Below are 26,073 nucleotides of genomic sequence, written 5' to 3' on the forward strand. Positions count from 1 at the left end.
ACGGGGCGGCGTGTGAGGGGCGTGGATCGGCCGGCGTTGGCCGCTGCCGTGCTGGTGGCCATAGGCGCGGTGGCCGAGGCGGTGGCGTCGCTGGCGGAGAACGCCGCGACGGGACAAGCGCGTTGGCCGGGCCCGTTGGACCTGATTCGGGAGCACGCCTGGTGGGTGCTCGGCATTGGCCTGATGCTTGCCCTGGTGCTCGGGGTGCTTGCCGTCGTGCGCGACCAGCGCGGTGAGGCGGCAGGCGGCGGTGATCCGCCGCCACCCGCGCCTCCGCAGCGGCCGCGGTGGGTGGTCGACCGCGCGCAGGCCCGCGAAGTGGCGGACGAACTGTGCCGCTGCGATTCGTCGCGTTCAGTCGGGATCACAACCACCGCTGGACTGCACGGTGCCGGGGGTTTCGGGAAGACGACGCTGGCGGAGACGGTGTGGGCCGACCCGCTGGTTCAGCGCCGGTTCCGAGGGCGGATCTACCGGGTCACACTGGGCCTGGAGGTGCGTGGAAGGGCGGCAGTCGCGGCGAAGGTGGCCGAGGCGACCCGGTTCATCACCGGCGACACCACCATCTTCGACGACCCGGAACTCGCTGGCGAACACCTGGGCCGACTGCTCGACGTCCGCCCGGACCTACTGCTCATCCTCGACGACGTGTGGACCGTCGAGCAGCTCCAGCCGTTCCTGGCCGGCGGCGCCCGCTGCCGGCGCCTGATCACCACCAGGCTCCCGGAGTTGCTGCCCCCTGACGCACGTAGCGTGCTGATTAGCGAGATGTCCGGCGCGCAGGCTCAGCAGGTTCTCACCTTCGGGTTGCCCGGCCAACTGCCCCGCACCACCCTCGACGGCCTGCTGCGTTCCACTGGCCGATGGCCGCTTTTGCTGCGCCTGGCCAACCGACTAGTCCACCGGCGGATCGCCACCGGAGCCGACTTAGCGGCTGCCGGGACCACCGTCCTGGAACAACTGCGGCGGCAGGGCCCGACCGGGCTGGACCCGGAACACAGCGTCGACTTGAACGATCCGCGGGCACGGCAGACTGCGGTTCGGGCCGCTGTGGAGGCCGGCGCCGCGCCGCTGCTGCCCCCCGGCGGCTTCGACCGCTTCACCGAACTGGGCGTCTTCGCAGAGGACGAGTCCTTCCCCGTGCCATTGATCGTCGCACTGTGGCGGGCAACCGCGGGACTGGGGGAGGAGCGGGCCCGCGACCTGTGCGCCACCCTCGCCGGTCTGTCCCTGATCACCCTCGACCCGGCGGGAGGCGGACGGGTTCAACTGCACGACGTCTTCCGCGACTTCCTGCGCTCCCGCCTCGGCAGAGACCGTCTGCGCGCCGCGCACGAGGCGCTGGTCAACGCCGCCGCGCTCGACGTTCCGGAGGCCGAACCGCAGCCCGGCGGCCGCACCGGGCCGAACCGCGCGTGGTGGCGGATGCCCGACGGCTACCTCGCCGACCACCTCGTCTCCCACCTACTGGCCGCCGGCCGCACCACCGATGCCGAGGTCCTCGCCACCGACCTGCGCTGGATCGCCTGGCGCCTCGATCAGCGCGCCGCGGCCACCCCTGTCGCCGACCTCACCCTCGTCCCCACCCCCACCGCCCGCCAGGCCGCCCGCGAACTCGCCCGCACCACCCACCTCCTCGCCCCCACCAACCCGCCGCACGCCCGCGCAGCTATCCTCCGCAGCCGCCTCGCCGACTACGGCACCTGGCGCGTGCAGTCCGCCAACTGGCGCGATTCGAACGCTGCGCTGTACAACCGATGGCCGCTGCCCGATCTACCTGATCCGGCACAACGGCTCCTCTTGCCCGTGCATGTGGGTGAGGTGAGCGCAATGGCGGTTTCCCCGAACGGCAGGTGGTTCACGATCGGCTGCCTCAATGGGAGCGTGCAGGTATGGGACGTCGCCATCGGCTGCATGCTGCGTAACCTCACCAGCCATGCCGGCCCGGTACGGGCGGTGGCATTTTCCTTTGACAGCACGTGGCTTGCTACCGCTGGTGATGACAGGTGCGTACGGGTCTCAGACGCCGCCACCGGCCTGATCCAGCATACTTTAAGCGATTTCACCGACCCGGTAAGGGCGGTGGCTGTTTCCCCCGACGCCATGTGGCTAGCGACCGACGGCACTGACGGGAGCGTGCAGGACGCTGTCTCCGGCCGCATCCTGCGCACCCTCGCCGGCCCGGTAAACACGGTTGCTGTTTCCCCCGACAGCACGTGGCTGGTGACGGGCGGCTTTGACGGGATCGTGCAGGTCTGGGACGCGGCCACCGGGCGGATCCGGCGCACTCTCACCGGCCACACCGGCCTGGTGCATTCGGTGGTTGTTTCTCCGGACGGTACTTGGCTTGCCACGGTCGACGATGAAGGGATCGTGCGGATCTGGGACGCGGCCACTGGCCACGTGCGACACACTCTCACCGACCCGACCGACCAAATGTGTTCGGTGGCGATCTCTCCGGACGGTACTTGGCTTGCCACCAGCGGCATCTTGGGGGCGGTACGGCTGTGGGACGTGGCAACCGGCAGGATTCGGCGCACTGTCACCAACCAGACAGGCCCGGTGTATTCGGTGGTTGTTTCTCCGGACGGCACTTGGCTTGCCACCGGCGGCGTCTTCGGGGCGGTGCGGGTATGGGATGCAGTCACCAACCGCACCTCACCCGAGCGTACCGATCGCATCCGCTCAGTACATGCGCTGGCCACCTCCTCCCCGGACGGTGGGCGGCTCGCCACCGCTGGCGAGGACGGGGCAGTGCAAATTAGAGACGCTGACACGGGCCGCATCCTGCGCACCCTGAATGGACGCACGGGCCCGGTGGGTGGGGTGGCGGTTTCTCCTGATGGTGCGTGGCTGGTGACTAGTGGCGATGATGGGATCGTGCGGGTCTGGGACGCGGCCACCGGCCACGTGCGACACGCCTTCGCTGCTCGGGTGGGTGGGGTGGCGGTTTCTCCTGATGGTGCGTGGCTGGTGACTAGTGGCGATGATGGGATCGTGCGGGTCTGGGACGCGGCCACCGGCCACGTGCGACACGCCTTCGCTGCTCGGGTGCGTGGGCTGGCGGTTTCTCCTGATGGTGCGTGGCTGGTGACTAGTGGCGATGATGGGATCGTGCGGGTCTGGGACGCGGCCACCGGCCGTAACTTGCGCACCCTGAACGAACGCACGAGCCCGGTGGGTGGGGTGGCGGTTTCTCCTGACAGCACGTGGCTGGTGACGGGCAGCTTTGATGGGATCGTGCGGGTCTGGGATGCGGCCACCGGGCGGATCCGGCACACCCTTACCGGTCACGCCGGCCCAGTGGACGCAGTGGCGATCTCTCCGAACGGCAGGTGGTTGGTCACCGTCGGCGCCGCCGATTGGACCGTGCGGGTCTGGGAGCTGGGTTCCGGAACCCCGCTGGCACTCATGCGGACCGAAGCTTCCCCCCGCTCCTGCTGTTTCCTGCCCGACGGCCGCGGCCTGGCCGTCGGGGGTGGACGGGGGCTGTATGGGTACACGTTCGATCCCGGCTGACCTTGGCTGCTTCGTTCGGATCACAAGGCGGACCAGAGGAAGATGCTCGCGACGCTCAGTCCGGCCAGGGTGGCCCGACCTGTACACCTGTGGATGTCGCCTCTCGATATGACCGCAGGTGAGGTGGGCAGGGCTGGGCTGACTTCGTGCGGGGAGGGGACCGAAGCGCTTGTGGGACTGCTCAGACTCGTCTGCTTACGTAGCTCGCAGGCCCTTCCCGAACTCTCGGTTATGACCTACGACTGCGTTATCGGAGCTGATGCGGGGTGCGGCTCGGTGAAGACAGCGAGGTAGCGGAACTCGCCCCGGGGGCCGTCTTGCATTGAGTACGGCTGCCAGTTGAGGGGGTAGGTGCCGCGGAGGGTTCGAGTGTTGTCTGTGTAGTCGCCGCTGGCCCAGACGAGTTGGCCTGTGAGGGTGCGGCCCTGGTGGATCCGGAAGCCGCTGTCGCGGGTTGGCTTGCTGCTCCTTGGCGGCAGCCACAGGCCGGCCTCGTTGGTGATGAGGAGGGCCAGGCCGTTCTGATCCGGGCGATTGCCGAAGCGCTCCAGGCGGGCGATGTCGGATACGAAGCCCAGGCGGGCCAGGTCGGTGGCCGAGTGAGACCTCAGCGTGTACTGCTCCTGGTCAGGTCCGGCTGTACCCGTCCACTTCGCTGTGCGGTACTTGAACTCGATGGCCGTGCGGGCCGTGGGGCCGATGCAAAGTAGGTCGAGGTACTCGGCGCCGGTGGCGTCCGGGGCGTTCTGGCGCACCTCCAGCCTGGACCGGATATCGGGGGCCAGCTCCCACAGCACGCGCGCGAAGCTGTGTTGCAGGTCCCGCTCGGAGTGGAAGACCGGGCGGCTCTTCTGGAGCCGGGCCATGACCTCCGGCAGCGAGACTTCGCCGGCGAGGAGAGGTCCGGACGTCGTCACGGCCCCCAAGCCCTGTTCCGCTGATCTTTCCTGCATGTGGCGTCCCCCCGGGTCGGCAATCCGTGGAGGCGACCGTAGCGCCGTCGTGAGGCCCGTCTCAGGAGTTCCGCCGAGCCGGGCCACTCCCGCCCGGGAGCCGGATCTACAGGTTGGCTCCCAAGACGTCCCCGGGAACGAATCAGGGCCCCGATCCTCGGAAGGATCAGGGCCCTGACCTGCTGCTATACCGTCGGGGTGGCGGGATTTGAACCCACGGCCTCTTCGTCCCGAACGAAGCGCGCTACCAAGCTGCGCCACACCCCGGTGCAACGAGGATTACTTTAGCGGACCCGGAGCCGGAGGCGAAATCCGGTTTCGGGGGAGGTGGGGGCGGGGGTCAGGTGAGGGTGAGGAGGGTGGCCTCCGGGGGGCAGGCGAAGCGGACCGGGGTGAAGCGGTTGGTGCCGCAGCCGGCCGAGACGTGGAGGTAGGAGGTGGACCCCGTGGCCGTGTGGGTGGAGAGTCCCTTCACGCGGTCCGTGTCCAGGTCGCAGTTCGTGACCAGGGCGCCGTAGAAGGGCACGCACACCTGGCCGCCGTGCGTGTGGCCGGCCAGGATCAGGGGATAGCGGTCCGCGGTGAAGGCGTCCAGGACCCGGAGGTAGGGCGCGTGGACCAGGGCCAGGTTGAAGTCCGCGTCCGGGTCGGGGCCGCCCGCGACCTCCGTGTAGCGGTCGCGCTTGATGTGCGGGTCGTCCAGGCCGGTGAGGCCGAGCAGCGGGCCGCCGTCGAGCTTGACCTGGCCGCGGGTGTTGCTCAGGCCGACCCACCCGGCCGCGTCGAAGGCGTCGCGCAGGTCGCCCCAGGGGTTGCGGATCCCGCCGTGGGTGCTGGTGTTCTTGCCGTTGAGTCCGTGCTGGCCGCGGGCCTTCTCGACCAGGTAGCGGCCGGGATTGCGGAACTTGGGGCCGTAGTAGTCGTTCGAACCGAAGACGTACGCACCCGGGAAGCGGAGCAACGGGCCCAGGGCGTCGAGTACTTCGGGGACGGCGGTGGGGTCGGAGAGGTTGTCCCCGGTGTTCACCACGAGGTCGGGGCGCAGTCCGGCCAGGGACTGCAGCCAGCGCCGCTTCTTGGTCTGGCCGGAGACCATGTGGATGTCGGAGAGCTGGAGGATGCGGATCGGCCGCATGCCCTCGGGCAGCACCGGTACCTGGACCCGGCGCAGGCGGAAGGACCGCGCCTCGAAACCGGCCGCGTAGGCCACGCAGGCCGCGCCGGCTGCCGTCACACCGAGGGGGATTCCGTAGAGCGCGCGCATGCCTCCATCGTGTCAGAGTCCGGCCACACCGTGTGCCGCGGGCGGGCGGCGGTGACCCGTCCCCGGACGGCAGTGCGCGGTTAATGCGACGCACCCGCCGCGCGGTGGTGCGAAAATCGGCGTATGACCACGACCCTCAAGCAGCGCCTGCACGACGACCTGACCACTGCGATGAAGAGCCGCGACGAGCTGCGCTCCGCCACCATCCGGCTGACCCTCAGCGCCATCACCAAGGAGGAGGTGGCGGGCGAGACCGCCCGGCAGCTCTCCGACGACGAGGTGCTGAAGGTCATCGCCCGCGAGGCGAAGAAGCGGCGCGAGGCGGCGGAGGCGTTCGCGCAGGGTGGTCGGGCCGAGTCCGCGCAGCGGGAGCGCGAGGAGGGCGAGGTGCTCGCGGAGTACCTGCCGAAGCAGCTGGACGACCAGGAGCTCGCGGAGATCGTACGGTCCGCGATCGAGGAGTCCGGGGCGTCCGGGCCGAAGGCGATGGGCGCCGTGATGAAGGTCGTGAACCCGAAGGTGGCCGGGCTCGCCGAGGGTGGCCGCGTCGCCGCCGAGGTCAAGCGCCAGCTCGCGGGCTGAGCGCGGGCCCCCACTGCCGCACCGTCCTACGGGCCCGCCCGGCACCGTACGAACCGGCTCGACGCTGCCGTACGACCACCCGGCGCCGTACGAACCTGCTCCCGGCGCCTTACGACCACCCGCGCCTTACGACCGCCCGGCACCCTACGAAACGGCTCGGCCCAGCACAAAACGTAAGGGGCACCCACCACTGGTGAGTGCCCCTTACCCGTTCGGACCGCGACCTCCGCGGAGGCCGCTAGGTTCTCCCGCCGATCGTGCCCCCGCCCGATGGCAGCAGGACCCCGCCTGCTCCACCGCCGCCATCGGTCGTCGTCCCGTTCGTGCTGCCCTGGTTCGTGGTCCCGCCGGTCGTCCCGGCGTCCGTTCCGCCCGTCGTGCCCCCGGCCGTACCTGTGTCGCCGCCGGTGATCGCGCCCGTCGTCGCGCCCATGACGGTGAAGCCGCCGGGGCCGTTCCCACCGTTGCCGTGGTGCTTGCCGTTGCCCTGGGTGTCCCCGGCGTTGCCGCCGTTCGGCGGCTGCTGGGACTGCTTCGGGTTCGGCACGTTGAGCGGCACGGTGACGAAGTTCGTCGAGGGTGTGCCGTCCAGGGCGCCGCTCATGGCGTCCTTCCAGATCGGCGCGGGCCCGTCCGCACCCTGGACCTTGTCGTAGTACCGCGGGCCGATGGTGATGCCTTCCATCTGCCGCTTGTGCGCCGGGTCGCCCATCCACACCGCGGAGGCGAGCTGCGGGGTGTAACCCGCGAACCAGGCGGCGTAGCGGTTGTCGGTGGTACCGGTCTTACCGGCGGTCTCCCGACCGGGCAGGTTGGCCGCGGTGCCCGTACCGTCGTCGACGACGCCCTTGAGCATGGTGTTCAGGGTGTCGGCCGTCTGCTGGGACATCGCCTGCGAGCAGAGCGACTTGGGCACCGTCAGGTGCTTGCCCTGCGCGTTGGTCACCGAGTTGATCACGATCGGTGTGCAGTAGACGCCGCGGTTGGCGAAGGCGGCGTACGCGGAGGCCACGGTGAGCGGCGACACCTCGTTGGTACCCAGGGTGAGGGACGCGCCCTGCACCAGGGGCTTGCCGTCGGCCCGGCCCACGCCGAGCTTGTCGGCCATCTTCACGATCGGGCAGAGGCCGACGTCGGCTTCGAGCGCCACGAAGTAGGTGTTGATCGACTGCTTCAGCGCGTCCGGCATCGCGAACGGCCCGACCTCCGAGGGCAACTCGTTCTGCGTGGTCTTGTCGCTGTGGATGACCTGGCCGTCGCAGTTGGTCACGTCGGGGTACTGGATCTTGTTCGGCGCGGGGTAGGTCTGCGAGGGCTTGTAGCCCGCCTCCAGGGCCGCCGCCGCGGTGATCGGCTTGAACGTCGAACCGTTCTGGAAGCCGACGCCGCCGTCCATGTCCTCGTTGACCGAGTAGTTGATCTGGGTCTCGTTCTTGCCGAGGCCGTACGGCTTGCTCTGGCCCATCGCGATGACCTTGCCGGTGCCCGGCTGGACCATGGTCATCGCGGCCGCGATGGTGTTGCTCTGGTAGACGTGCTGGCTGATCCCGTTGAGCAGCGACTTCTGCGCCTTCGGGTCGAGCGTGGTCTTGATCGTCAGACCGCCGGTGTTCCAGACCTTGGCGCGGTCCTCCTTGGTCTTGCCGAAGGCCGCGTTCTGCAGGAAGGTCTCGCGGACGTAGTCGCAGAAGAAGCCCGCCCCGTTGACGGCGGTGATGCAGCCGTTCTTCGGGGTGCTGACCTTGAGGCCGAGCGGGGCCTTCTCCGCGGCGGCGGCCTGCGCCGGGGTGATGTCCTTCAGCTGTGCCATCCGCGCGAGCACGGTGTTGCGGCGCTCGGTCGCGGCGTTGGGCGCGCTGATCGGGTCGTACGCGGTCGGCGACTGGACCAGGCCGGCCAGCATCGCGGCCTGCGGCAGGGTGAGGTCCTTGGCGTGGGTGCTGAAGTACCGCTCGGAGGCGGCCTCGATGCCGTACGCCTGCTCGCCGAAGAAGGTGATGTTGAGGTAGTTCTCCAGGATCTTCTTCTTGCCGAGTTCCTTCTCGACCTGGATCGCGTACTTCATTTCCTTGATCTTGCGGCCGACCGTCTGCTGGGTGGCCTCGGCGACCTTGCTCTGGTCGTCGCCGGCCTCCTCCACGAAGACGTTCTTCACGTACTGCTGCGTGAGGGTCGACGCGCCCTGGGTCCCGCCGTCGGAGGCGTTGTGGCTCAGCGCGCGCAGGATGCCCTTGAGGTCGATCGCGCCGTGCTGGTAGAAGCGGTCGTCCTCGATGTCGACGAGCGCGCTGAGGATGTTGGGGCTCATCTGTGTGATCGGCACCACGGTGCGGTCACGCGAGTAGACGGTGGCGATCAGCCCGCCGTTGGCGTCGAGGATCTTGGACGCCTGGCTGAGTGGTGGCTGCTTCAGCTCTCCCGGCAGGTCGTCGAAACCCTTGACGGTGCCCTTCGCGGACAACCCGAGGGCGCCGGCGGCCGGCAGCGCGATTCCCGCGAGCACGACACCGGCCAACACGCTGACACCGAGGAACTTGGCGACCTGCTGGGCCGTCGACAGTCCCCCACCGGAACGCTTGTGAGCCATGCAGAGCAGCCTAAACCGTCATCCCAGCAGTTCCCGAGGGGTTGGTGGCTTTCTGGGCGTACGCGTACGAGACCGTGACATTACGCGGCTGTGACGTTCGTGACGGGAGCGGGTTACGGGCGAGCGGGAACGGAGCCGGAGCGGAAGGCGCGTCGCGCGGGGTGCGCCGGCGTACACCCGTGGCGGGGGCGGCGCCGGACTCCTCACGCGACTGATGGGGTACGGAGGTTGCGATTCCCCGGACGCGCGGCGGGGTGGTCGCCTACCCTGTAACAGGCGAGGCACGAAGGCATCGTGGGCCTCTGCCTCCCTTCATCACTCTTGTGAGTGATGAGAACTGCCCGAATTTCGGCATATGACTGGGGAATTGGCTTTCCCGGTCGGGCGAAGTGTCGCTTTTCGCCCGTTAGATGCGCTTTCGTCGCAGCTCACTCCGTTGGGTGATCTGTCGCGCACGCATAGTCCATTCGGGCCATGCAAGATTGGGCCTGAAAGGGCTGTTGCGCCGCGCCTACCTTCCGTAACGTCCTCAACTGGCAACGGTGAATATGCCGCTTGCCGCCGTGGGGGAGCCTCGATTCGGGAGAGGACGGCGCCAGCATGAGCAGCTGGGTAACCGACTGGAGCACGCAGGCCGCGTGCAAGACCACTGATCCGGACGAGTTGTTCGTCCAGGGTGCGGCCCAGAACCGGGCGAAGGCGGTGTGCACCGGCTGCCCGGTGCGGACCGAGTGCCTGGCGGACGCACTCGACAACCGGGTCGAGTTCGGTGTGTGGGGGGGGATGACCGAGCGTGAACGCCGCGCTCTGCTGCGCCGCCGTCCGACCGTGACGTCCTGGCGCCGGCTGCTGGAGACCGCGCGCACGGAGTACGAGCGCAGCACCGGACTGCTGCCGATCGGCGACGAGGCCGACTACGCGGCAGCGGGCTGACCGCTCGCGCAGGGACCCGCGCAGAAACCTGCCGAAGAACCCGGCCGGGGACGGCTACGCCGCAGCCGGCCGACCGCCGCCCAGGCGGAGGCCGATCGCCCGCAGACCCTCCAGGTCGTGCACGTCGCCGGGCAGCGCCGTGACCTCCACCACGGGGACCTCGGGGTGCACCGACACGAAGCGGTCGCGGGTGCGCCGCTCACGGGCGACCACCTGCATCCGCTCGGCGTGCAGCCGCAGCAGCCCTGCGGCGAGGAGTTCCGTGCGGTCCTGGGGGTCTTTCCCGCCGCGATCCCGGGTCTCGTCAGGGACATCGGAGGCATCGGGGTCAGCTTTCCCGGCGGGTAGATCGACAATGCCGGGGTCGGCAAGATTTTCCGCGACCGCGTCCTCCAGCGCCTCGGCGGCGGCCACGGCGCGCTCCGCGGTGAGCTGGTCCGCGCCGCTGCCGTGCACGCGGTTGAGCACCAGCCCGGCCAGCGGCATGTCCTCGGCGGCCAGCCGGTCCACGAAGTAGGCCGCCTCGCGCAGCGCGTCGCGCTCGGGGGCGGCGACCACCAGGAACGCGGTGCCGGGCGCCTGGAGCAGCCGGTACGTCGCGTCGGCGCGGGTACGGAACCCGCCGAACATGGTGTCCATGGCGGCGACGAAGGTCTGCACGTCGCGCAGCAGGCCCGCCCCCATCACCTTGCTCAGGGTGCCGGTCATCATCGACATGCCCATGTTGAGGAACTTCACCCCGGCCCGGCCGCCCACCTTCGCCGGAGCCATCAGCAGCTTGATGAAGCGCCCGTCGAGGAACGAGCCGAGCCGCTTGGGCGCGTCCAGGAAGTCCAGCGCGCTGCGGCTCGGCGGGGTGTCGACGATGATCAGGTCCCAGGCGTCCTGGGCCCGCAGCTGGCCCAGCTTCTCCATCGCCATGTACTCCTGGGTGCCGGCGAAACCGGCCGACAGCGACTGGTAGAAGGGGTTCTCCAGGATCGCCCGGGCCCGCTCGGGGTCGGAGTGCTGCGCCACGACCTCGTCGAACGTCCGTTTCATGTCCAGCATCATCGCGTGCAGCGAACCGCCGGCCGACCGATCGATTCCGGCCACCTCGCGGGGCGTGTTGTCGAGTTCGGTCAGTCCCATCGACTGCGCCAGACGGCGCGCGGGGTCGATGGTGAGTACCACCGCGGTGCGCCCGCGCTCGGCGGCGCGCACGCCCAGCGCGGCGGCGGTCGTGGTCTTGCCGACACCGCCGGAGCCGCAGCACACGATGATGCGGGCCTTGGGGTCGTCGAGCAGCGGGTCGATCTCCAGCAGGGGACTTTCCAGACTCATCCGTGCGACCTCAGACCTCGGGCTCGTTGTTCGCGGCGTCGGCTTCAGCTTCGGTATCTGCAGCGTCGGCATCGGCTTCGGCGTCCGTGCTGGCGCGGGTGGCTGTCGCCGCGCCGGCGAAGACCTCGTCGACGGCTTCCTCGTCGGCGTCCCCGGCGTCTCCGGCGTACGCGTCGTCGCCGTCCGGGGCGACCGGTGCGTCGGCGTCCTCGCGGATGGGCGCCACTGCCTGGCGCCGCAGGCTCTCGGCGAGCCGGTAGAGACCGCCGAGGTCCACCCCGTCGCCGAGCAGTTCCAACTCCCGTACCGGCAGCCCGAGTCCGGCGATCTCCGCGCGCTGATCGCGCTCCAGCACCACCCGTTGGGCGTGCTCGTGCGCCTGGGCGAGCAGCGGGTCGACGAGGCGCTCGGCCACGCCGCCGCGGCGGGCGCCACCGAGACCGGCCTGGGAGAGCGCCTTGGCGACGGCGGTCCTGCGCTTGCCGTTGCCCGCCGCGCCGCCCGCGCTGTTCTCGGTACCGGCGACCTCCGCGAGTTCGGCGTCGGCGAGCAGCACGGGACGCACCATGTTGACGATCACGGCGCCCACCGGCAGCCCGGCCGCGCGCAGTTCGCTCACGCCGTCCATGGTCTCCTGGACCGGCATCTCCTCCAGCAGCGTCACGAGGTGGATCGCGGTCTGCGGGGACTTCAGCACCCGCATGACGGCCTGGGCCTGGTTGTGTATCGGCCCGACCCTGGCCAGACCCGCCACCTCGTCGTTGACGTTGAGGAAGCGGGTGATGCGGCCGGTCGGCGGGGCGTCGAGCACCACCGAGTCGTACACCGGCCAGCCCGCCTTGTCCTTGCGGCGGACCGCCTCGCACACCTTGCCGGTGAGCAGGACGTCGCGCAGCCCGGGGGCGACGGTGGTGGCGAAGTCGATCGCGCCGAGCTTCTTCAGGGCCCGACCCGCCCGGCCGAGCTTGTAGAACATGTCGAGGTAGTCGAGCATCGCCAGCTCGGCGTCGATCGCCAGGGCGTGCACCTCGCCGCCTCCCGATGCGGAAGCGATTTTGCGCTCCTCGTACGGCAGTGCCTCGGTCTCGAAGAGCTGGGCGACGCCCTGCCGCTCCTCGACCTCGCACAGCAGCACGCGGCGGCCCTCGGCCGCGAGGGCGAGCGCAAGTGCGGCGGCGACCGTGGTCTTGCCCGTACCGCCCTTGCCGGTCACGATGTGGAGCCTGACGGCTGATGACTGTTGAGGGCTCACCTTGCGAGCCTAACCACTCGCAGGCCCGCACACCCCTCCGGCCGCCGGTTCGCCGTACGGGGCGGCGACGGGGAGGCACTAAAGTCGCGGTATGGCGAAGAAGTGGGAGTACGCGACCGTACCGCTGCTGGTGCACGCGACGAAGCAGATCCTGGACAACTGGGGCGAGGACGGCTGGGAGCTGGTCCAGGTCGTCCCGGGCCCGAACACCGAGCAGTTGGTGGCGTACATGAAGCGGGAGAAGGAATGAGCGGCGTCGTCGCGTCCCGTCTCGCCGAGCTGGGACTGACGCTGCCCGACGTGGTGCCGCCGCTGGCCGCCTACCAGCCCGCGGTCCGCTCGGGTGCCTACGTCTTCACCTCCGGGCAGCTGCCGATGGTGGACGGCAAGCTGCCGGCGACCGGCAAGGTCGGCGCCGAGGTGACCCCGGAGGCGGCCAAGGAGCTCGCCGCGACCTGCGCGCTGAACGCCCTGGCGGCGGTCCGCTCGCTCGTCGGCGACCTGGACCGGATCGCCCGCGTGGTCAAGGTGGTCGGCTTCGTCGCCTCCGCCCCGGACTTCACCGGGCAGCCGACGGTGATCAACGGCGCGAGCGAGCTGCTCGGCCAGGTGCTGGGTGACAAGGGCGTGCACGCGCGCAGCGCCGTCGGCGTCGCGGTGCTGCCGCTGGACGCGCCGGTCGAGGTCGAGATCCAGGTCGAACTCGCCGACTGAGCACGGCTGCGACGGGAGGACGGCACGATGGGTGCGGGTGCGGGTGCGGGTGCGGGTGCGGCGGGGGACGGGGCGGCGCGGTCCGACCGGATCCTGCACCTCACCGAGCGCGCCCTGTGGGACGAGGCCCGCGCGTCGGGCAGCTACGAGATGTCCACCCGCGACCGCACCCTCGGCGACGTCGGCTTCATCCACTGCTCGCTGCGCCACCAGCTCCCCGCCGTCGCCGCGCTCCTCTACGGCGCGGAGCCGGCCCGCACCGACCTGGTCGTCCTGGTGATCGACGTCGCCCGGCTCGACGTGCCGGTCCGCTACGAACCGCCGGTCCCGGGCGGCGAGGAGTTCCCGCACATCTACGGCCCGCTGCCGGTCGCCGCGGTGGTCGGCGTGGAGACCTGGCCGGGGGCGTAGCGCGGGGCGTACGGCGGGGCTCACGGCACCGGTCGGAGCGGGGTTCTCCACAGCCGTTCGGGTGACCCTCGAACAAATCGGCGCGGGCACGTAGGCTCCGGCCATGAGCAGCATGAACGGTGCACCCTTCACCGCGGACTGGGCCGACCGCGTCCGCGCCCTGGCCCGCGGCGAGCTGGTCCCGGTCGACCCGCGGCCGGCCGCGACCGTGCTGCTGCTGCGCGACCCAGGAGCGGGGGAGGCCGCCGGCCCTGCCGTGCACATGCTGCGCCGCCGCGCCTCCATGGCCTTCGCGGCGGGTGCCTACGCCTACCCCGGCGGCGGGGTCGATCCGCGCGACGAGCGGCCGGTGCGCTGGGCCGGGCCACCGCTGGAGTGGTGGGCGGGCGCGCTGGGGGTGCCGGCGGGACAGGCGCAGGCGGTGGTCTGCGCGGCGGTCCGGGAGACCTTCGAGGAGTCGGGGGTGCTGCTGGCCGGGCCCGACGGATCGAGCGTGGTCGCCGACACCACGGGCGCGGACTGGGAGGCCGACCGCGTCGCCCTGGTCGCCCACGACCTCGCCTTCGCCGACTTCCTCGCCGCCCGTGACCTGGTGCTGCGCTCCGACCTGCTCGCTCCGTGGGCGCGCTGGATCACCCCGGAGTTCGAGCAGCGGCGGTACGACACCTGGTTCTTCCTCGCCCTCCTGCCACCGGGCCAGCGCACCCGCGACGTCTCCGGCGAGGCCGACCGCACCGTGTGGCTGCGCCCGGCCGAGGCCGTCGACGGCCACGCGAGCGGCGAGATGGCGATGCTCCCGCCGACCCTGGCCACCCTGCGCTCCCTGCTGCCGTACGACCGTGCGGCCGCCGCGCTGGCCGCCGCCGCCGACCGGGACCTGACCCCGGTGATCGCCCACGCGTCCCTGGACGAGGAGGGACGGGTCGTGCTGACCTGGCCGGGACACGACGAGTTCAGTGGAGAGCCGTCATGACCGTCCCCGGCCCCACTCCGGGCACCCCGCAGATCCCGGGCCGCCCGCAGCCCGGCGTCGGCGGGCGCGCCACCGCCCGCGCGCTGTGCGTCCTGGCGCCCAACCCGTCGCCGATGACGCTCGACGGCACGAACACCTGGATCGTCGCCGAACCCGACTCCCCGCTGGCGGTCGTCATCGACCCGGGCCCGCTGGACGAGGAGCATCTGGCCCGCGTGATCGCGACCGCCGAGCAGCACGGCAAACGGGTCGCGCTCACCCTGCTCACCCACGGCCACCCCGATCACGCGGAGGGCGCGGCCCGCTTCGCCGAACTCACCCGCACCCCGGTCCGCGCCCTCGACCCGGCGCTGCGGCTCGGCGACGAGGGCCTGGCCGCGGGCGACGCCGTGACCACCGGCGGCCTGGAGCTGCGGGTGATCCCCACTCCCGGCCACACCGCCGACTCGCTCACCTTCCACCTGCCCGCCGACCGGGCGGTGCTGACCGGCGACACCGTGCTGGGGCGGGGCACCACCGTGGTCGCCCATCCCGACGGCCGGCTCGGCGACTACCTGGACTCGTTGCGCCGCCTGCACGGCCTCACCGTGGATGCCGACGTCAACACAGTGCTGCCCGGCCATGGCCCGGTCCTCGACGACGCCCGCGGCGCCGTCGAGTTCTACCTCGCACACCGCGCGCACCGCCTCGCCCAGGTCGAGACCGCCGTCGAGTCCGGCCTGCGCACCGTCCCCGACGTCGTCGCCCACGTCTACGCCGACGTCGACCGAAGCCTCTGGCCCGCCGCGGAGCTCTCGGTCCGCGCCCAACTCGACTACCTGCGCGAACACGGACTCATCGAACTCTCATGACCTCTTCCTCCTCGCCCTCGACCCAGGACCCGGCCTCGACCCAGGACCCGGCCCCGGTCCCGGCCGCGCCGTCGACCGCTTCGCCCGTCCCGGCCGGCGTCCCGGACGCGACGGCCGCCGACCCCACCGCGCTGTTCGCGCCCTGGTCGCCGTCCTTCGTGCGGGACCCGTATCCCGCCTACGCCGCCCTGCGGGCCGCCGGCCGCGCGCACTGGTTCGAGCCCACCGGGCAGTGGCTCGTCCCGCACTACGACGACGTCAGCGCGCTGCTGCGGGACCGCCGGCTCGGCCGCACCTACCTGCACCGCTTCAGCCACGAGGAGTTCGGCCGCCAGGCGCCGCCGCCCGAGCACGAACCCTTCACCACGCTCAACGGCAATGGGATGCTCGACCTCGAAGCCCCCGTGCACTCCCGCATCCGGCGCCTGGTCGCCAAGGCGTTCACCCCGCGGATGGTGGACGACCTCGCGCCGACCGTGCACCGGCTCGCCGCCGAGCTGATCCACGCGCTGCACGCGGATGGCGGCGGCGACCTGCTGGCCCGGGTCGCCGAGCCGCTGCCGGTCGCGGTCATCGCCGAGATGCTGGGGGTGCCGCCCGCCGACCGCGGACTGCTGCGCCCCTGGTCGGCGGCGATCACCGGCATGTTCGAGTTGAACCCGACCGAGGACACCGCCCGGCTCGCGGTGCGCGCCAGCGAGGAGTTCTCCGGCTACCTGCGCGAGCTGATCGCGGCCCGCCGACGTGCCCCCGGCGACGACCTGATCAGCGCCCTGATCGCCGCGCACGACGACGGCGACGTGCTCAGCGAGCAGGAGATGGTGTCCACCTGCGTGCTGCTGCTCAACGCCGGCCACGAGGCCACCGTCAACACCACCACTCTCGGCTGGCTCCAGCTCTTCCGTCACCCCGACCAGCTGCGACTGGTCGGCGATGCCGTCGCGGCGGCCGGCACCGCGGCGGCCGGGTCCGGTCCCGAGCTGCTGCGCGACGCCGTCGAGGAGATGCTGCGCCACGACACCCCGCTCCAGATGTTCGAACGCTGGGTGCTGGACGACATCGAGGTCGGCGGCACGGCGATACCGCGCGGCTCGGAAGTGGCGCTGCTGTTCGGCTCGGCCAACCGCGACCCGGCCCGCTTCCCCGACCCCGACCGCTTCGACATCACCCGTCCCGCGGCCGCCAACAAGCACCTCACCTTCGGCGCCGGCATCCACTACTGCCTGGGCGCCCCGCTGGCCCGGCTCGAACTCACCGCGTCCTTCGGCGCCTTCCTGCGCGACGCCCCCGGCATGCGGCTGGTCGAGGAGCCGGTCTGGCGCCCCGGGTACGTGATCCGCGGCCTGGAGCAGCTGCTCGTCGCCTGGTGAGCGCCGCGCCGCTGGGGCCCGGCGGAGGCGGACCGTCAGCCCTCGCCCTCGCCCTCGCCCCCGGCCTGCGGGCGCGGCGCCCGCTCCGCGTCGTCGCGCTCGCACCTCGCCTCCCAGCGGGCGAGCGCGGCCGCGATGTCGTCGGCCGAGTGGATCCACTCGCCCTCGCCGTCGCCCGCCGTGCCGTGCCGGACGACCCCCGGGCGACGGGGATCACGGCGCAGGTCGAATCCGTGCAGATGCTGCAGGGCTCCGAGGATCAACGGCGGAACACGGGGGTCCGCCTCGTCCTCGACCCAGCGGGCGGCCCAGGCATGGACCGCGTCCCGGGTCGCGTGGCCCGCGACGAGCGCCCGCCACTGAGCGGTCACTTCCTCGCGGCCGGGCGGGGCCGGGGGCGCGGGCTCCGGCGCCCTGGGATCACTCATGGACCCACGATCGCAGCCGCGCGCGCCGGGAAACAGCTCGCGCCCGTCCCTTGCCCGGTCCGGGGGCTCCTAGCGGGGGACGGTCAGCCGCCAGGCGGACGGCTCCACGGTCCAGGTGCGGGTCCGGACCGGGCCGGTGATCGCGGAGTCGGCCCGGTAGCGGAAGTCCCGGCCGGAGACGGTGATGGTGCGCGCCCGGGCGCGGACCTGCGTCGAGCCAGGGGTGCGGCGGACGAAGATCTCGGCGAGGCCGGTGGGCGCGGGCCGTACCGACACCTCGTGCACCGGCTCGTCCAGATCGGCGAGCAGCACCCCGTCGGCCTCGACCCGCAGCCGCTGGCGGCGGGCCGGCGGATTGCCGTTGACCGGGATCGGCGAGGTGAGGGTGCGCACCAGGGAGCGGGCCGTCTTCTCCACCGGCGTCCACCAGTGCGCCGCGGTGTGCGCGGCCGGCGTGCCGTAGGGGAGGCTGAGCGTGCCGAGCACGATGCCGCCGCTCTCGTCGACCAGCAGGTCCAGCTCGCGCTCCACGCCGTCGAGCACCGCGCGGGCCGCCGCGGGCACCTGCTCGGGCACGCCCAGCGCCCGCACCAGCGTCGAGCGCGGCCCGATCGGCACCACGGCCACCGGGGAGTCGTGCAGGGTGCGGGTGCGCCGCAGCGCGTTGACCGTGCGCAGCAGGGCGGCGTCGTCGCCCAGCACCACCAGGTGGCGCCGGCCGCGGTGGGCGAGGGCCCGCTCCGCCTCCTCGGCGGATTCGGGGAACGCCATCTTCACGGAGGCCGCGCCAGCACACAGCACGTCCTTGGCGATCCGGACGGATTCGCCGTCTGTGGCACGTGCGGCGGGGTCGATGACCACCAGCAGGGGATGCCCGGCCGGGACGTGAGCCGACACCTTGGTCCTTCCTCAGGTAAAGTCTTGGTGCAAGAGCCCCTTGCGCCGTTGCGTCAGGGGCTTCGTCTATTCCGGGGCAGGTTCGACGGCTCTCTGCACGTTGGACATGCCCCGCCCGGAAGGGGTGTACGCCTGTGCCCGCACTTGTGCTGCTCGGTGCTCAGTGGGGTGACGAGGGCAAGGGGAAGGCCACCGACCTACTCGGCGGCTCAGTGGACTACGTGGTGCGCTACCAGGGCGGTAACAACGCCGGTCACACGGTCGTCGTCGGCGACCAGAAGTACGCATTGCATCTCCTCCCCTCCGGAATCCTGTCACCGGACTGTGTCCCGGTGATCGGCAACGGCGTCGTCGTCGACCCGAAGGTCCTTCTCTCCGAGCTGAGCGGACTGAACGAGCGCGGCGTCGACACATCCAAACTCCTGATCAGCGGCAACGCCCATCTGATCACGCCCTACCACCAGACGATCGACAAGGTGACCGAGCGCTTCCTGGGCAACCGGAAGATCGGCACCACAGGGCGCGGCATCGGCCCGGCCTACGCGGACAAGATCAACCGCGTCGGCATCCGGGTGCAGGACCTCTTCGACGAATCGATCCTTCTGCAGAAGGTCGAGGCGGCGCTCCAGGACAAGAACCAGATCCTGGTCAAGATCTTCAACCGGCGGGCCATCACCACCGAGCAGGTCGTCGAGGAGTACCTCGACTACGCGGCGCAGATCAAGGACTTCGTCACCGACACCGCGCTGGTGCTGAACAACGCGCTGGACGACGGCAAGGTCGTGCTCATGGAAGGCGGGCAGGGCACACTCCTCGACGTCGACCACGGCACTTACCCCTTCGTCACCTCGTCGAACCCGACGTCCGGAGGCGCCTGCACCGGCAGCGGTGTCGGCCCCACCAAGATCACTCGGGTGATCGGTATCCTCAAGGCGTACACAACGCGTGTGGGCTCCGGACCGTTCCCCACCGAGCTGCTGGACGCGGACGGCGACAAACTGCGCACGGTGGGCCGCGAGTTCGGTGTCACCACCGGCCGCGACCGGCGCTGCGGCTGGTTCGACGCGGTGATCGCACGTTACGCCACCCGGGTCAACGGCCTGACGGACTTCTTCCTCACCAAGCTGGACATCCTCACCGGCTGGGAGCGCATCCCGGTCTGCGTGGCCTACGAGGTCGACGGCCGTCGGGTGGACGAACTCCCCTACAGCCAGAGCGACTTCCACCACGCGAAGCCGATCTACGAGTACCTGCCCGGCTGGTCGGAGGACATCACCGGCGCCAAGTCCTTCGACGACCTGCCCAAGAACGCGCAGAGCTACGTCAAGGCGCTGGAGGAGATGTCGGGCGCGCCGATCTCCGCGATCGGGGTCGGCCCCGGCCGGGACGAGACGATCGAGATCAACTCCTTCCTCTGAGCCCGCACCCAGGCGCTCAGGTAAGCCCCGCTCACCCTGATGGGCGGGGCTTACCCATGCCCGCGCGCTGCGCCGCCTCCCGCCCGGCTGCCGCTCTCCCGGCGGTGGCCCGCCCGATCGTCGGCACCGGCCGCTCAGCGGGCGACCTTCGTGTACGTCAGCGGCGCCTTGCCGTCGTCGATGTCCTGGCGGCGCAGGTGGGTGGGGTCGAGCAGGGTCAGCGTGGCGGCGTCGCCCGCACTGCAGGAGGAGGCGGGTTCGCCGCTGACCACCTTCGACGCGCTCAGCGTCACCGGCGGTCCGGGCGAGGTCACCCGCATCTCCCAGGAGCAGGAGTACGACGCGCTGTCGCCGGCCAGGTCCACCGTGCCGTCGGCGTGCACCACCAGCGTCCGCGTGTTGTCGCCCTGGTCGTCACTGGTGAACGAGGTGCGCCAGGTGCCGACCATGCCCGCCGGCACGCTGCTGCCGGCCGGCACCTGCTGAAGGGTTCCGGTTCCGGTCGGTCCCGGCGGGTGCGCGCTGCCCGAGGGGGACGCCGGCGGCCCGGCGCTGTCGTCCTTCCCGTCCCGCATGGCGACGTACGCCGTGGCCGCGCCCGCGACGACCACGAGGGCGACGGCGGCCGCCACCAGCCCGCCCCGCCGGCGCTGCTGCGGAGCCGGCGGGGACGGCGGCACGGGTGCGTGGAGCACGGGCCCGCCGAGGGGCGGTGCGGGAGTGGCGACCGTTCCCTGCGGGTGGGCCTCGTCCGGGGCCGGGAACGGCGGGGACGTGTGCGGCGCGGTGTACATGGGGGAGTACGCCGTGGGCGGCAGCGGCCTGCTCGCGGCGGCCGGGGCGGCGCCCGCGGGTTCGTGGGACGCGGGCGTCCGGCCCGCACTCGTGTCGTCGGATCCGGTGGTCCCGACGGCCCCGGACGTGTCGGCGGCCTCGGCGGCTCCGGCCGAGATCGCCGCTTCGGGCCCGGCCTCCGTGAGCGCCTCCGACGGCGGCTCGGACGATGCCTCCGCAGGCGCCTCTGACGGTGCCCGCGGCGGCTCCTCCGCTTCGGCCTCCAGCTCCAGCAGCCGTACGGCGTGCCGCCCCAGCCGCGCGACGATCGCCGCGGGCAGCCACGGCTCGCCGTCCCGTTCGCCGCCGCCCTCCTCCGGGAGACCGGCAGCGTCCTCCCCGACCTCGCCCAGCATCCGCCGCACCTCCGTGAGGGACGGCCGCGCCTCCGGTTCCTTGGCCAGGCAGGCGGCCACCAGGTCGCGCAGCGCGTCCGGCAGGGCGTCCAGGTCCGGCGGCTCCTGCACGATGCGGTACATCTGCGCGTGCACCCCGCTCGCCGCGGCCCCGAAGGGCTGGAGCCCGGTGGCGGCGTAGGCGAGCACCGAGCCGAGGCAGAAGATGTCGCAGGCCGGGGTGACGCGGTCGCCCCTCACCTGCTCGGGCGACATGAATCCCGGCGATCCGACCATCGCCCCGGTGCTGGTCAGCGAGGCGTCCGTGACCGTCTCCAGGGCGCGGGCGATGCCGAAGTCGATCACCCGGGGACCGTCGATCGTGATCATCACGTTCGACGGTTTGAGGTCGCGGTGCACCAGACCGGCCGCATGGATGTCGGAGAGGGCGTGCGCCAGCCCCGCCGCCAGGACGCGGACCGAGCGCTCCGGGAGCGGCCCGTACTCCTTGGCGACGACCTGCCGCAGCGACGGCCCGGGCACGTAACCGGTCGCCACCCACGGGACCGCCGCCTCGGTGTCGGCGTCGAGGACGGGTGCCGTCCAGCGTCCGCCGACCCGCCGCGCGGCACGCACCTCGCGCCGGAACCGGCTGCGGAACTCCTCCCGCTCCGCCAGATCGGGCCGCACCAGCTTCACCGCGACCGTACGGCCCCGCTCCGACCTGGCCAGGTAGACCCGGCCCATACCGCCGACGCCGAGCCTCCCCAGCAGCCGGTACGCACCGATCCACCGCGGGTCGTCGGCCCTCAGCTCGTCCATCGCCCGTCCCGCCCCCGCTTCCGCCCACCCATTAGGGCGAAGAATAAGCGTACGAACGCCAGTCGCCTAAGGTGTGCGAGGGCGCGGCGGGCGCACATACGGACGACCGGACGCCCAGGATCGGCAGGGACGGCCAGGCCGACCAGGACGCCAAGGACGGCACGGACGGCAAGGAGGAGGTATGCACGACGGCGGTGGGCCGCAGGTGCGGCGCAGCAGCCTGCGCCAGCAGATCGCCGACGCCCTGCGCGACGAGATCCTCACCGGCCGCCTCCAGGCCGGGCGCCACTTCAGCGTCAAGGAGATCGCCGAGACCTACGGCGTGTCCGCCACGCCGGTCCGCGAGGCCCTGGTCGACCTCGCCGCGCAAGGGCTGCTGGAGGTCGAGCAGCACCGCGGCTTCCAGGTCCGGCGGTTCACGGCCGCCGACTTCCGATCGCTCATCGAGGCCCGCACCTTCGCCGTCGACGCGGCCTTCCGCTGGATGGCCGAGTACGGCACCGGCGAGCCGGCCCCCGACGCCGTCGCGTCCGTACGGCGCCGCGCCGAGGCCGCCGCACGCGCCGCGCAGGCGGGCGTCCTGGACGTGCTGATCGGCTGCGACCTGCGCTTCTGGCGCGAGCTGGCGGCCATCGGGGGCAACCCGCACCTGAGCGAGTTCCTGGACCGGCTGCGCACCCAGTCGTGGATCTACGCGGTGCCGTATCTCAGGTCGCTGGACGACCTCGCGGGCGTCTGCTGGGCCCGCCACGTCGCCCTGGTCGACGCCGTCGCCGAACGTGACACGGTCGCCGCGCTGCACCTCATCCACGACTACGGCGCGCACACCCTCGCGCTGGTGGAGAAGCTCGCCCTGACACGCTCCTGACGCGACCGGGCCCGCCGCCTTAGGCTGTACGCCCCCGACCGGATGGAGTTGCTACGTGGCCTGCGACCTGTGGCTCGTGCCTCTCGTGGATGTGCTGTGCCACAGCCCGGAAAACCCCTTCTCCGAGGAACTCGCCCGCTACGACAAGGCGCTGGCCGACGCGGGCCAGCCGCCCGTCCCCGTCTACGGCTACATGCCCGGCCTGTCCGGCGACGTCGCCCCGGTGGCGTGCTTCGACTACGACGCGCTGCACTTCCTGCGCCGCGCCTACCTGCTCGCGCTCCACGGGCTGGAGGTCACCCCGGTCGACGCGCTGGGCGGCGACTACGAAGAACTGCTGGAGATGTTCGAGACCACGGCCCAGACCTCGCATCTGGTGTGGCACTACGACCACGCGGGCGCGTACGTCCCCCTCGACTTCCCGCACCCGGTCGTCAACGACGAACTGCTCGAGGGTGGCGGCCCGCTCGGCTCCAGCCACGGCCTGCTGCGCGAACTCGACTTCGTCGCCCCCGCGATCGGGATCGACCCGGCCAAACCCCCGGCCCCCCCGGAACCCCCGGCCCGCCACACCACCCTCGAAGAGCCCGCCCTCACCCCCACCGCCACCGGCCCCTTCGCCCGCGAGCACCACGTCTGGCTCGGCCTCCGCGCCGCCGCGACGCGTTCGCTCGGCCAGGGCTCGATGATCGTGTTCAGCTGAGGGAGTTGGGGGCGGAGGTAGGGGCGGGGACGGGTTCGCCTGGCTGGGGACGGGGGCTTGGGCGCCGTTCGGCTCGCCGGCTACCACGGCGAGCCCTCGAAACGCGTGCGTGCCCGGACCCGGAACGGGCGCGTCGGCGTCGAAAGGACGGCGGGTGATCGTGTTCCGCCAGGAAAGCGGTTGTTGTGGGTCCGCATGCGGACGAACGGTCCCCGTCGTAGCCGGGGAGCCAAAGGTCGCGCCGGTGTCGAAAAGGAGAGCGCGCGGAGATCCTGAGGAACGAAGGATCGAGCACGGTCGACTGTCGACACCGGATCTAAGCGACCGGAGGCGAGCCGGCGGCAAAAAAGGGGCTTGAGCGGGTACCCAACATGTACGAGCGGCTCCCACGTGACGGTGCCCCTACGTCCACCGCCCCGCCCGTGAACGCCCTTCCCCTGCCCGAGAACCCCCGCCCGTGAACGCCCTTCCCCCGCCCGAGCCCCCCGGCGCCCCCTTCTCACTCCACCCTCCTACCGCGGCTTCTCCGGGGGGCGTTGGCGGGGCATGGTGGGGCGGGTGCCGGGGTGGGGGAGGCGCGGGGGTGGGGGCTGGGTCGGGCGGAGGGGCGGGGTGAAGGCGGGGGACTGGGTGCGGAGGGCGGCCGCGGCGGAGTGCGCGCCGAAGTCGACCATCCAGTGGGCGGTCTCGACGCGGACCAGGTCGGCGACGTCCTCGCAGAAGCCGCGCAGGACGGTGAGGCAGCGCTCGGCGGCCTCGGCGGCGGTCCCCTCGGTGGGGCCGAGGACCTCGCGGACGCTCTCGGTGGCCCAGTCGAAGCGGAGTGCCTCGACCCGGCGCTGCACGGCCTGGGCGGTCGCGACGTCCCGCATCCAGCCGGTGGTGAGGCCGAGCAGCCGGTCGGCGGCGACGCAGGCGGCGGCCAGCAGCAGGGCGAGGTAGCTCCAGCGGGCCACCGACCCGGTGCCGTGGGCGAGTTCGACCAGCGGGAGCGCGGCGGCGGTCGCGCCGCAGACGGTGGCGCAGACCCGTAGTGCGCGGGCGGCGCGCCGCTTGGTGAGGCGGCCGTGGAGGTACCAGTCCACGGTGCGCAGGGCGCCGTCCTCGGCCCAGCGGTACAGCTCTTCGAGGCGTTCGGCCGGCTCGCCCCAGTCGCCGAGCGGGAAGGGCAGCGCCCGCAGGTCCTCCTGCCGATGGTGCAGTGCCCGCCGTGGAGGCTCGTCCCGAGGTGCCCCCTCGGGGAACATGTCCGGCTGGCTCACTGCGAACGCTCCCTCGACTGCTGCGCGGGCGTACCCGACGGACCCGGCACCCACCCGGCTGAAGTTCCCTTCTTACCGCCGAACGGCTGAGCCGGAAGCACCGATGTCAGGAATTCGCCCAGGAAGGGCCGTGTGATCAGGTATACGACGATTGTTGCCGTCACTCGAAAGAGTGACGGCGGCCGGGTGCGCGCGGGCCCACTACCCTGGTGCGCGTGAAGGTCCTTGTCATCGGCGGCGGCGCCCGCGAACACGCCCTGTGCCGCTCCCTGTCCCTCGACCCCGACGTCTCCTCGCTGCACTGCGCGCCCGGCAACGCCGGCATCGCGGAGGTCGCCGAGCTGCACCCGGTCGACATCATGGACGGTGCCGCGGTCGCCGACCTCGCCGTGTCGCTCGGCGCGGACTTCGTGATCGTCGGCCCCGAGGCGCCGCTGGTCGCCGGGGTCGCCGACGCGGTGCGGGAGCGGGGCGTCGACTGCTTCGGCCCGTCGCGGGAGGCCGCGGCGCTGGAGGGATCGAAGGCGTTCGCCAAGGACGTGATGGCCACCGCCGGGGTGCCGACCGCCCGCTCGTACGTGTGCATCACGCCCGAGGAGGTCGACGCCGCCCTGGACGCCTTCGGCGCGCCCTACGTCGTCAAGGACGACGGGCTCGCCGCGGGCAAGGGCGTCGTCGTCACCGACGACCTGGCCGCGGCCCGGGCGCACGCGCTCGCCTGCGACCGGGTGGTGATCGAGGAGTTCCTGGACGGCCCCGAGGTGTCGCTGTTCGCGGTGACCGACGGCGAGACGGTGCTGCCGCTCCAGCCGGCCCAGGACTTCAAGCGCGCCCTGGACGCCGACGAGGGCCCCAACACCGGCGGCATGGGCGCCTACTCGCCGCTGCCGTGGGCCGACCCGAAGCTGGTCGAGGAGGTGGAGCGGACCGTGCTCCAGCCGACCGTCGACGAGTTGCGGCGGCGCGGCACCCCCTTCGCGGGGCTGCTCTACGCGGGTCTGGCGATCACCTCCCGCGGGGTGCGGGTGATCGAGTTCAACGCGCGCTTCGGCGACCCCGAGACGCAGGTGGTGCTGGCCCGGCTGCGCACCCCGCTGGCGGGGCTGCTGCGGGCGGCCGCCACCGGCCAGCTCGCCGCCTACCCGGAACTGCGCTGGAGCGACGGCGCCGCCGTGACCGTGGTCATCGCGTCCCACAACTATCCCGGCACCCCGAGGACCGGCGACCCGATCACCGGACTCGACGACGTCGCGGAGAAGGACGAGCACGCCTACGTCCTGCACGCGGGCACCCGTACGGACGACGACGGGCGGATCGTCTCGGCGGGCGGCCGGGTGCTGTCGGTGACGGCCACCGGTTCGACCCTGACCAAGGCCCGGGACCGCGCCTACCGCGCCCTCGGGCGGATCGGGCTCGACGGCGGCCACCACCGCGGGGACATCGCCGCGAAGGCGGCGCAGGCCGCCCAGGACTGAGCCCGGATCGGGCCGGCCGTGCCCCGGCGGCCCGCCCCGGCCCCGCCCGGCGCCCCCGGTACGGCAGCCCGCATGCAGCGGGCCGGCAGGCCCACGGCATGCGGGCTGCTCTCCGACACCCTTGCGTGAAAGTGCGACGTCTGCCCGAAAGCCACTCCAAGGAGTGATGCGCGGGCCATACGGCTGACTCCTCCCCGACGCCCAACTATGGTGCCCCGAAGGCGCACCGCGGGGGTATTGCGGCAATCGGCCGTACGGCATTGCGATGTCCGTAGGCGGTGCGACAGTGGGGAGAGGCC

The 26,073-nt window shown here is 71.9% G+C and carries 21 protein-coding genes, 1 tRNA gene and 1 pseudogene; 13 read left to right on the forward strand and 10 right to left on the reverse strand.

Going from position 1 to position 26,073, the window contains the following annotated elements:
* The first annotated feature begins 36 nt into the window (after positions 1 to 36).
* On the forward strand, positions 37 to 3,519 hold the full coding sequence (locus C4U44_RS43215; RefSeq protein ID WP_146088227.1) for an NB-ARC domain-containing protein: 3,483 nt from the start codon (positions 37 to 39) through the stop codon (positions 3,517 to 3,519).
* A gap of 236 nt (positions 3,520 to 3,755) precedes the next feature.
* Here C4U44_RS43215 and C4U44_RS09930 read toward each other — a convergent pair whose 3' ends face one another.
* From C4U44_RS09930 to C4U44_RS09940, 3 genes are all read right to left on the reverse strand, one after another.
* Positions 3,756 to 4,472 carry a hypothetical protein gene (locus C4U44_RS09930; RefSeq protein WP_146088228.1) on the reverse strand — a complete coding sequence of 239 codons (717 nt, stop codon included), beginning with the start codon at positions 4,470 to 4,472 and terminating at the stop codon, positions 3,756 to 3,758.
* Positions 4,473 to 4,665: 193 nt separating this feature from the next.
* A tRNA-Pro gene (locus C4U44_RS09935) sits at positions 4,666 to 4,739 on the reverse strand.
* 73 nt (positions 4,740 to 4,812) lie between these two features.
* A complete protein-coding gene (locus C4U44_RS09940; RefSeq protein ID WP_103885345.1) occupies positions 4,813 to 5,736 on the reverse strand; it encodes a metallophosphoesterase in 924 nt (307 codons plus the stop codon).
* 123 nt (positions 5,737 to 5,859) lie between these two features.
* Between C4U44_RS09940 and C4U44_RS09945 the strand changes: the two genes are divergently transcribed.
* Positions 5,860 to 6,318 (forward strand): GatB/YqeY domain-containing protein, encoded by a 459-nt coding sequence (locus C4U44_RS09945; protein ID WP_103885346.1) that lies wholly within the window; start codon positions 5,860 to 5,862, stop codon positions 6,316 to 6,318.
* 238 nt (positions 6,319 to 6,556) lie between these two features.
* Here the strand turns inward: C4U44_RS09945 and C4U44_RS09950 are convergent, their stop codons facing one another.
* Positions 6,557 to 8,905: a transglycosylase domain-containing protein gene (locus C4U44_RS09950; RefSeq protein ID WP_103885347.1), complete on the reverse strand. Its 2,349-nt coding sequence runs from the start codon at positions 8,903 to 8,905 to the stop codon at positions 6,557 to 6,559.
* A 600-nt stretch (positions 8,906 to 9,505) separates the two neighbouring features.
* On the opposite strand from C4U44_RS09950, the gene C4U44_RS09955 reads away from it, so the two are divergent.
* Positions 9,506 to 9,838, forward strand: a complete 333-nt coding sequence (locus tag C4U44_RS09955) for a WhiB family transcriptional regulator (RefSeq protein WP_103885348.1) — start codon at positions 9,506 to 9,508, stop codon at positions 9,836 to 9,838.
* Positions 9,839 to 9,892: 54 nt separating this feature from the next.
* On the opposite strand, the gene C4U44_RS09960 is transcribed toward C4U44_RS09955, so the two are convergent.
* Both C4U44_RS09960 and C4U44_RS09965 read right to left on the reverse strand, forming a co-directional pair.
* Positions 9,893 to 11,161: an ArsA family ATPase gene (locus C4U44_RS09960; RefSeq protein WP_103885349.1), complete on the reverse strand. Its 1,269-nt coding sequence runs from the start codon at positions 11,159 to 11,161 to the stop codon at positions 9,893 to 9,895.
* A 220-nt stretch (positions 11,162 to 11,381) separates the two neighbouring features.
* Positions 11,382 to 12,413: pseudogene (locus C4U44_RS09965) on the reverse strand (ArsA-related P-loop ATPase); the annotation flags it as partial.
* A gap of 91 nt (positions 12,414 to 12,504) precedes the next feature.
* On the opposite strand from C4U44_RS09965, the gene C4U44_RS40995 reads away from it, so the two are divergent.
* The 6 genes from C4U44_RS40995 (at position 12,505) to C4U44_RS09990 (ending at position 16,732) form a co-directional block, all read left to right on the forward strand.
* A complete protein-coding gene (locus C4U44_RS40995; RefSeq protein WP_107503983.1) occupies positions 12,505 to 12,663 on the forward strand; it encodes a DUF4177 domain-containing protein in 159 nt (52 codons plus the stop codon).
* A complete protein-coding gene (locus tag C4U44_RS09970) occupies positions 12,660 to 13,127 on the forward strand; it encodes a RidA family protein (RefSeq protein ID WP_103885350.1) in 468 nt (155 codons plus the stop codon). Before C4U44_RS40995 ends, C4U44_RS09970 begins: the two co-directional genes overlap by 4 nt.
* A 27-nt stretch (positions 13,128 to 13,154) precedes the next feature.
* On the forward strand, positions 13,155 to 13,538 hold the full coding sequence (locus C4U44_RS09975; protein ID WP_103885351.1) for a DUF952 domain-containing protein: 384 nt from the start codon (positions 13,155 to 13,157) through the stop codon (positions 13,536 to 13,538).
* Between the two features lie 103 nt (positions 13,539 to 13,641).
* Positions 13,642 to 14,511 (forward strand): NUDIX hydrolase, encoded by an 870-nt coding sequence (locus C4U44_RS09980; protein ID WP_200823200.1) that lies wholly within the window; start codon positions 13,642 to 13,644, stop codon positions 14,509 to 14,511.
* Positions 14,508 to 15,362 (forward strand): MBL fold metallo-hydrolase, encoded by an 855-nt coding sequence (locus tag C4U44_RS09985; RefSeq protein WP_103885353.1) that lies wholly within the window; start codon positions 14,508 to 14,510, stop codon positions 15,360 to 15,362. Before C4U44_RS09980 ends, C4U44_RS09985 begins: the two co-directional genes overlap by 4 nt.
* A 131-nt stretch (positions 15,363 to 15,493) precedes the next feature.
* Entirely contained in the window at positions 15,494 to 16,732 is a 1,239-nt protein-coding gene (locus C4U44_RS09990; protein WP_235032010.1) for a cytochrome P450, read from the forward strand.
* Positions 16,733 to 16,767: 35 nt separating this feature from the next.
* Here the strand turns inward: C4U44_RS09990 and C4U44_RS09995 are convergent, their stop codons facing one another.
* Together C4U44_RS09995 and C4U44_RS10000 are read right to left on the reverse strand one after the other, a co-directional pair.
* Positions 16,768 to 17,160, reverse strand: a complete 393-nt coding sequence (locus C4U44_RS09995; RefSeq protein ID WP_146088229.1) for a hypothetical protein — start codon at positions 17,158 to 17,160, stop codon at positions 16,768 to 16,770.
* 69 nt (positions 17,161 to 17,229) lie between these two features.
* A complete protein-coding gene (locus tag C4U44_RS10000) occupies positions 17,230 to 18,057 on the reverse strand; it encodes an acylglycerol kinase family protein (protein WP_235031961.1) in 828 nt (275 codons plus the stop codon).
* 134 nt (positions 18,058 to 18,191) lie between these two features.
* Between C4U44_RS10000 and C4U44_RS10005 the strand changes: the two genes are divergently transcribed.
* Positions 18,192 to 19,475: an adenylosuccinate synthase gene (locus tag C4U44_RS10005; protein WP_103885356.1), complete on the forward strand. Its 1,284-nt coding sequence runs from the start codon at positions 18,192 to 18,194 to the stop codon at positions 19,473 to 19,475.
* A gap of 134 nt (positions 19,476 to 19,609) precedes the next feature.
* Here C4U44_RS10005 and C4U44_RS10010 read toward each other — a convergent pair whose 3' ends face one another.
* Positions 19,610 to 21,466 carry a serine/threonine-protein kinase gene (locus tag C4U44_RS10010; protein WP_103885357.1) on the reverse strand — a complete coding sequence of 619 codons (1,857 nt, stop codon included), beginning with the start codon at positions 21,464 to 21,466 and terminating at the stop codon, positions 19,610 to 19,612.
* Positions 21,467 to 21,647: 181 nt separating this feature from the next.
* Here C4U44_RS10010 and C4U44_RS10015 point away from each other — a divergent pair, with 181 nt between their 5' ends.
* A complete protein-coding gene (locus C4U44_RS10015) occupies positions 21,648 to 22,334 on the forward strand; it encodes a GntR family transcriptional regulator (protein ID WP_103885358.1) in 687 nt (228 codons plus the stop codon).
* Positions 22,335 to 22,389: 55 nt separating this feature from the next.
* Positions 22,390 to 23,037: a hypothetical protein gene (locus C4U44_RS10020; protein ID WP_103885359.1), complete on the forward strand. Its 648-nt coding sequence runs from the start codon at positions 22,390 to 22,392 to the stop codon at positions 23,035 to 23,037.
* A gap of 512 nt (positions 23,038 to 23,549) precedes the next feature.
* Here C4U44_RS10020 and C4U44_RS10025 read toward each other — a convergent pair.
* Positions 23,550 to 24,299, reverse strand: coding sequence for an SLATT domain-containing protein (locus C4U44_RS10025; RefSeq protein ID WP_103885360.1), 750 nt, complete (start codon positions 24,297 to 24,299; stop codon positions 23,550 to 23,552).
* 215 nt (positions 24,300 to 24,514) lie between these two features.
* Here C4U44_RS10025 and purD point away from each other — a divergent pair, with 215 nt between their 5' ends.
* Entirely contained in the window at positions 24,515 to 25,774 is a 1,260-nt protein-coding gene (purD, locus tag C4U44_RS10030) for a phosphoribosylamine--glycine ligase (protein ID WP_103885361.1), read from the forward strand.
* Positions 25,775 to 26,073 lie beyond the last annotated feature (299 nt).

The sequence above is a fragment of the Actinacidiphila yanglinensis genome, assembly GCF_900107965.1.
Taxonomy (GTDB): Bacteria; Actinomycetota; Actinomycetes; order Streptomycetales; family Streptomycetaceae; genus Actinacidiphila; species Actinacidiphila yanglinensis.

Excerpts from the sequence above, each read along its gene's own strand:
- C4U44_RS09930 (WP_146088228.1), bottom strand. The coding sequence starts at position 4,472 with ATGCAGGAAAGATCAGCGGAACAGGGCTTGGGGGCCGTGACGACGTCC.
- C4U44_RS09940 (WP_103885345.1), bottom strand. The coding sequence starts at position 5,736 with ATGCGCGCGCTCTACGGAATCCCCCTCGGTGTGACGGCAGCCGGCGCG.
- C4U44_RS09945 (WP_103885346.1), top strand. The coding sequence starts at position 5,860 with ATGACCACGACCCTCAAGCAGCGCCTGCACGACGACCTGACCACTGCG.
- C4U44_RS09950 (WP_103885347.1), bottom strand. The coding sequence starts at position 8,905 with ATGGCTCACAAGCGTTCCGGTGGGGGACTGTCGACGGCCCAGCAGGTC.
- C4U44_RS09955 (WP_103885348.1), top strand. The coding sequence starts at position 9,506 with ATGAGCAGCTGGGTAACCGACTGGAGCACGCAGGCCGCGTGCAAGACC.
- C4U44_RS09960 (WP_103885349.1), bottom strand. The coding sequence starts at position 11,161 with ATGAGTCTGGAAAGTCCCCTGCTGGAGATCGACCCGCTGCTCGACGAC.
- C4U44_RS40995 (WP_107503983.1), top strand. The coding sequence starts at position 12,505 with ATGGCGAAGAAGTGGGAGTACGCGACCGTACCGCTGCTGGTGCACGCG.
- C4U44_RS09970 (WP_103885350.1), top strand. The coding sequence starts at position 12,660 with ATGAGCGGCGTCGTCGCGTCCCGTCTCGCCGAGCTGGGACTGACGCTG.
- C4U44_RS09975 (WP_103885351.1), top strand. The coding sequence starts at position 13,155 with ATGGGTGCGGGTGCGGGTGCGGGTGCGGGTGCGGCGGGGGACGGGGCG.
- C4U44_RS09980 (WP_200823200.1), top strand. The coding sequence starts at position 13,642 with ATGAGCAGCATGAACGGTGCACCCTTCACCGCGGACTGGGCCGACCGC.
- C4U44_RS09985 (WP_103885353.1), top strand. The coding sequence starts at position 14,508 with ATGACCGTCCCCGGCCCCACTCCGGGCACCCCGCAGATCCCGGGCCGC.
- C4U44_RS09995 (WP_146088229.1), bottom strand. The coding sequence starts at position 17,160 with ATGAGTGATCCCAGGGCGCCGGAGCCCGCGCCCCCGGCCCCGCCCGGC.
- C4U44_RS10010 (WP_103885357.1), bottom strand. The coding sequence starts at position 21,466 with ATGGACGAGCTGAGGGCCGACGACCCGCGGTGGATCGGTGCGTACCGG.
- C4U44_RS10015 (WP_103885358.1), top strand. The coding sequence starts at position 21,648 with ATGCACGACGGCGGTGGGCCGCAGGTGCGGCGCAGCAGCCTGCGCCAG.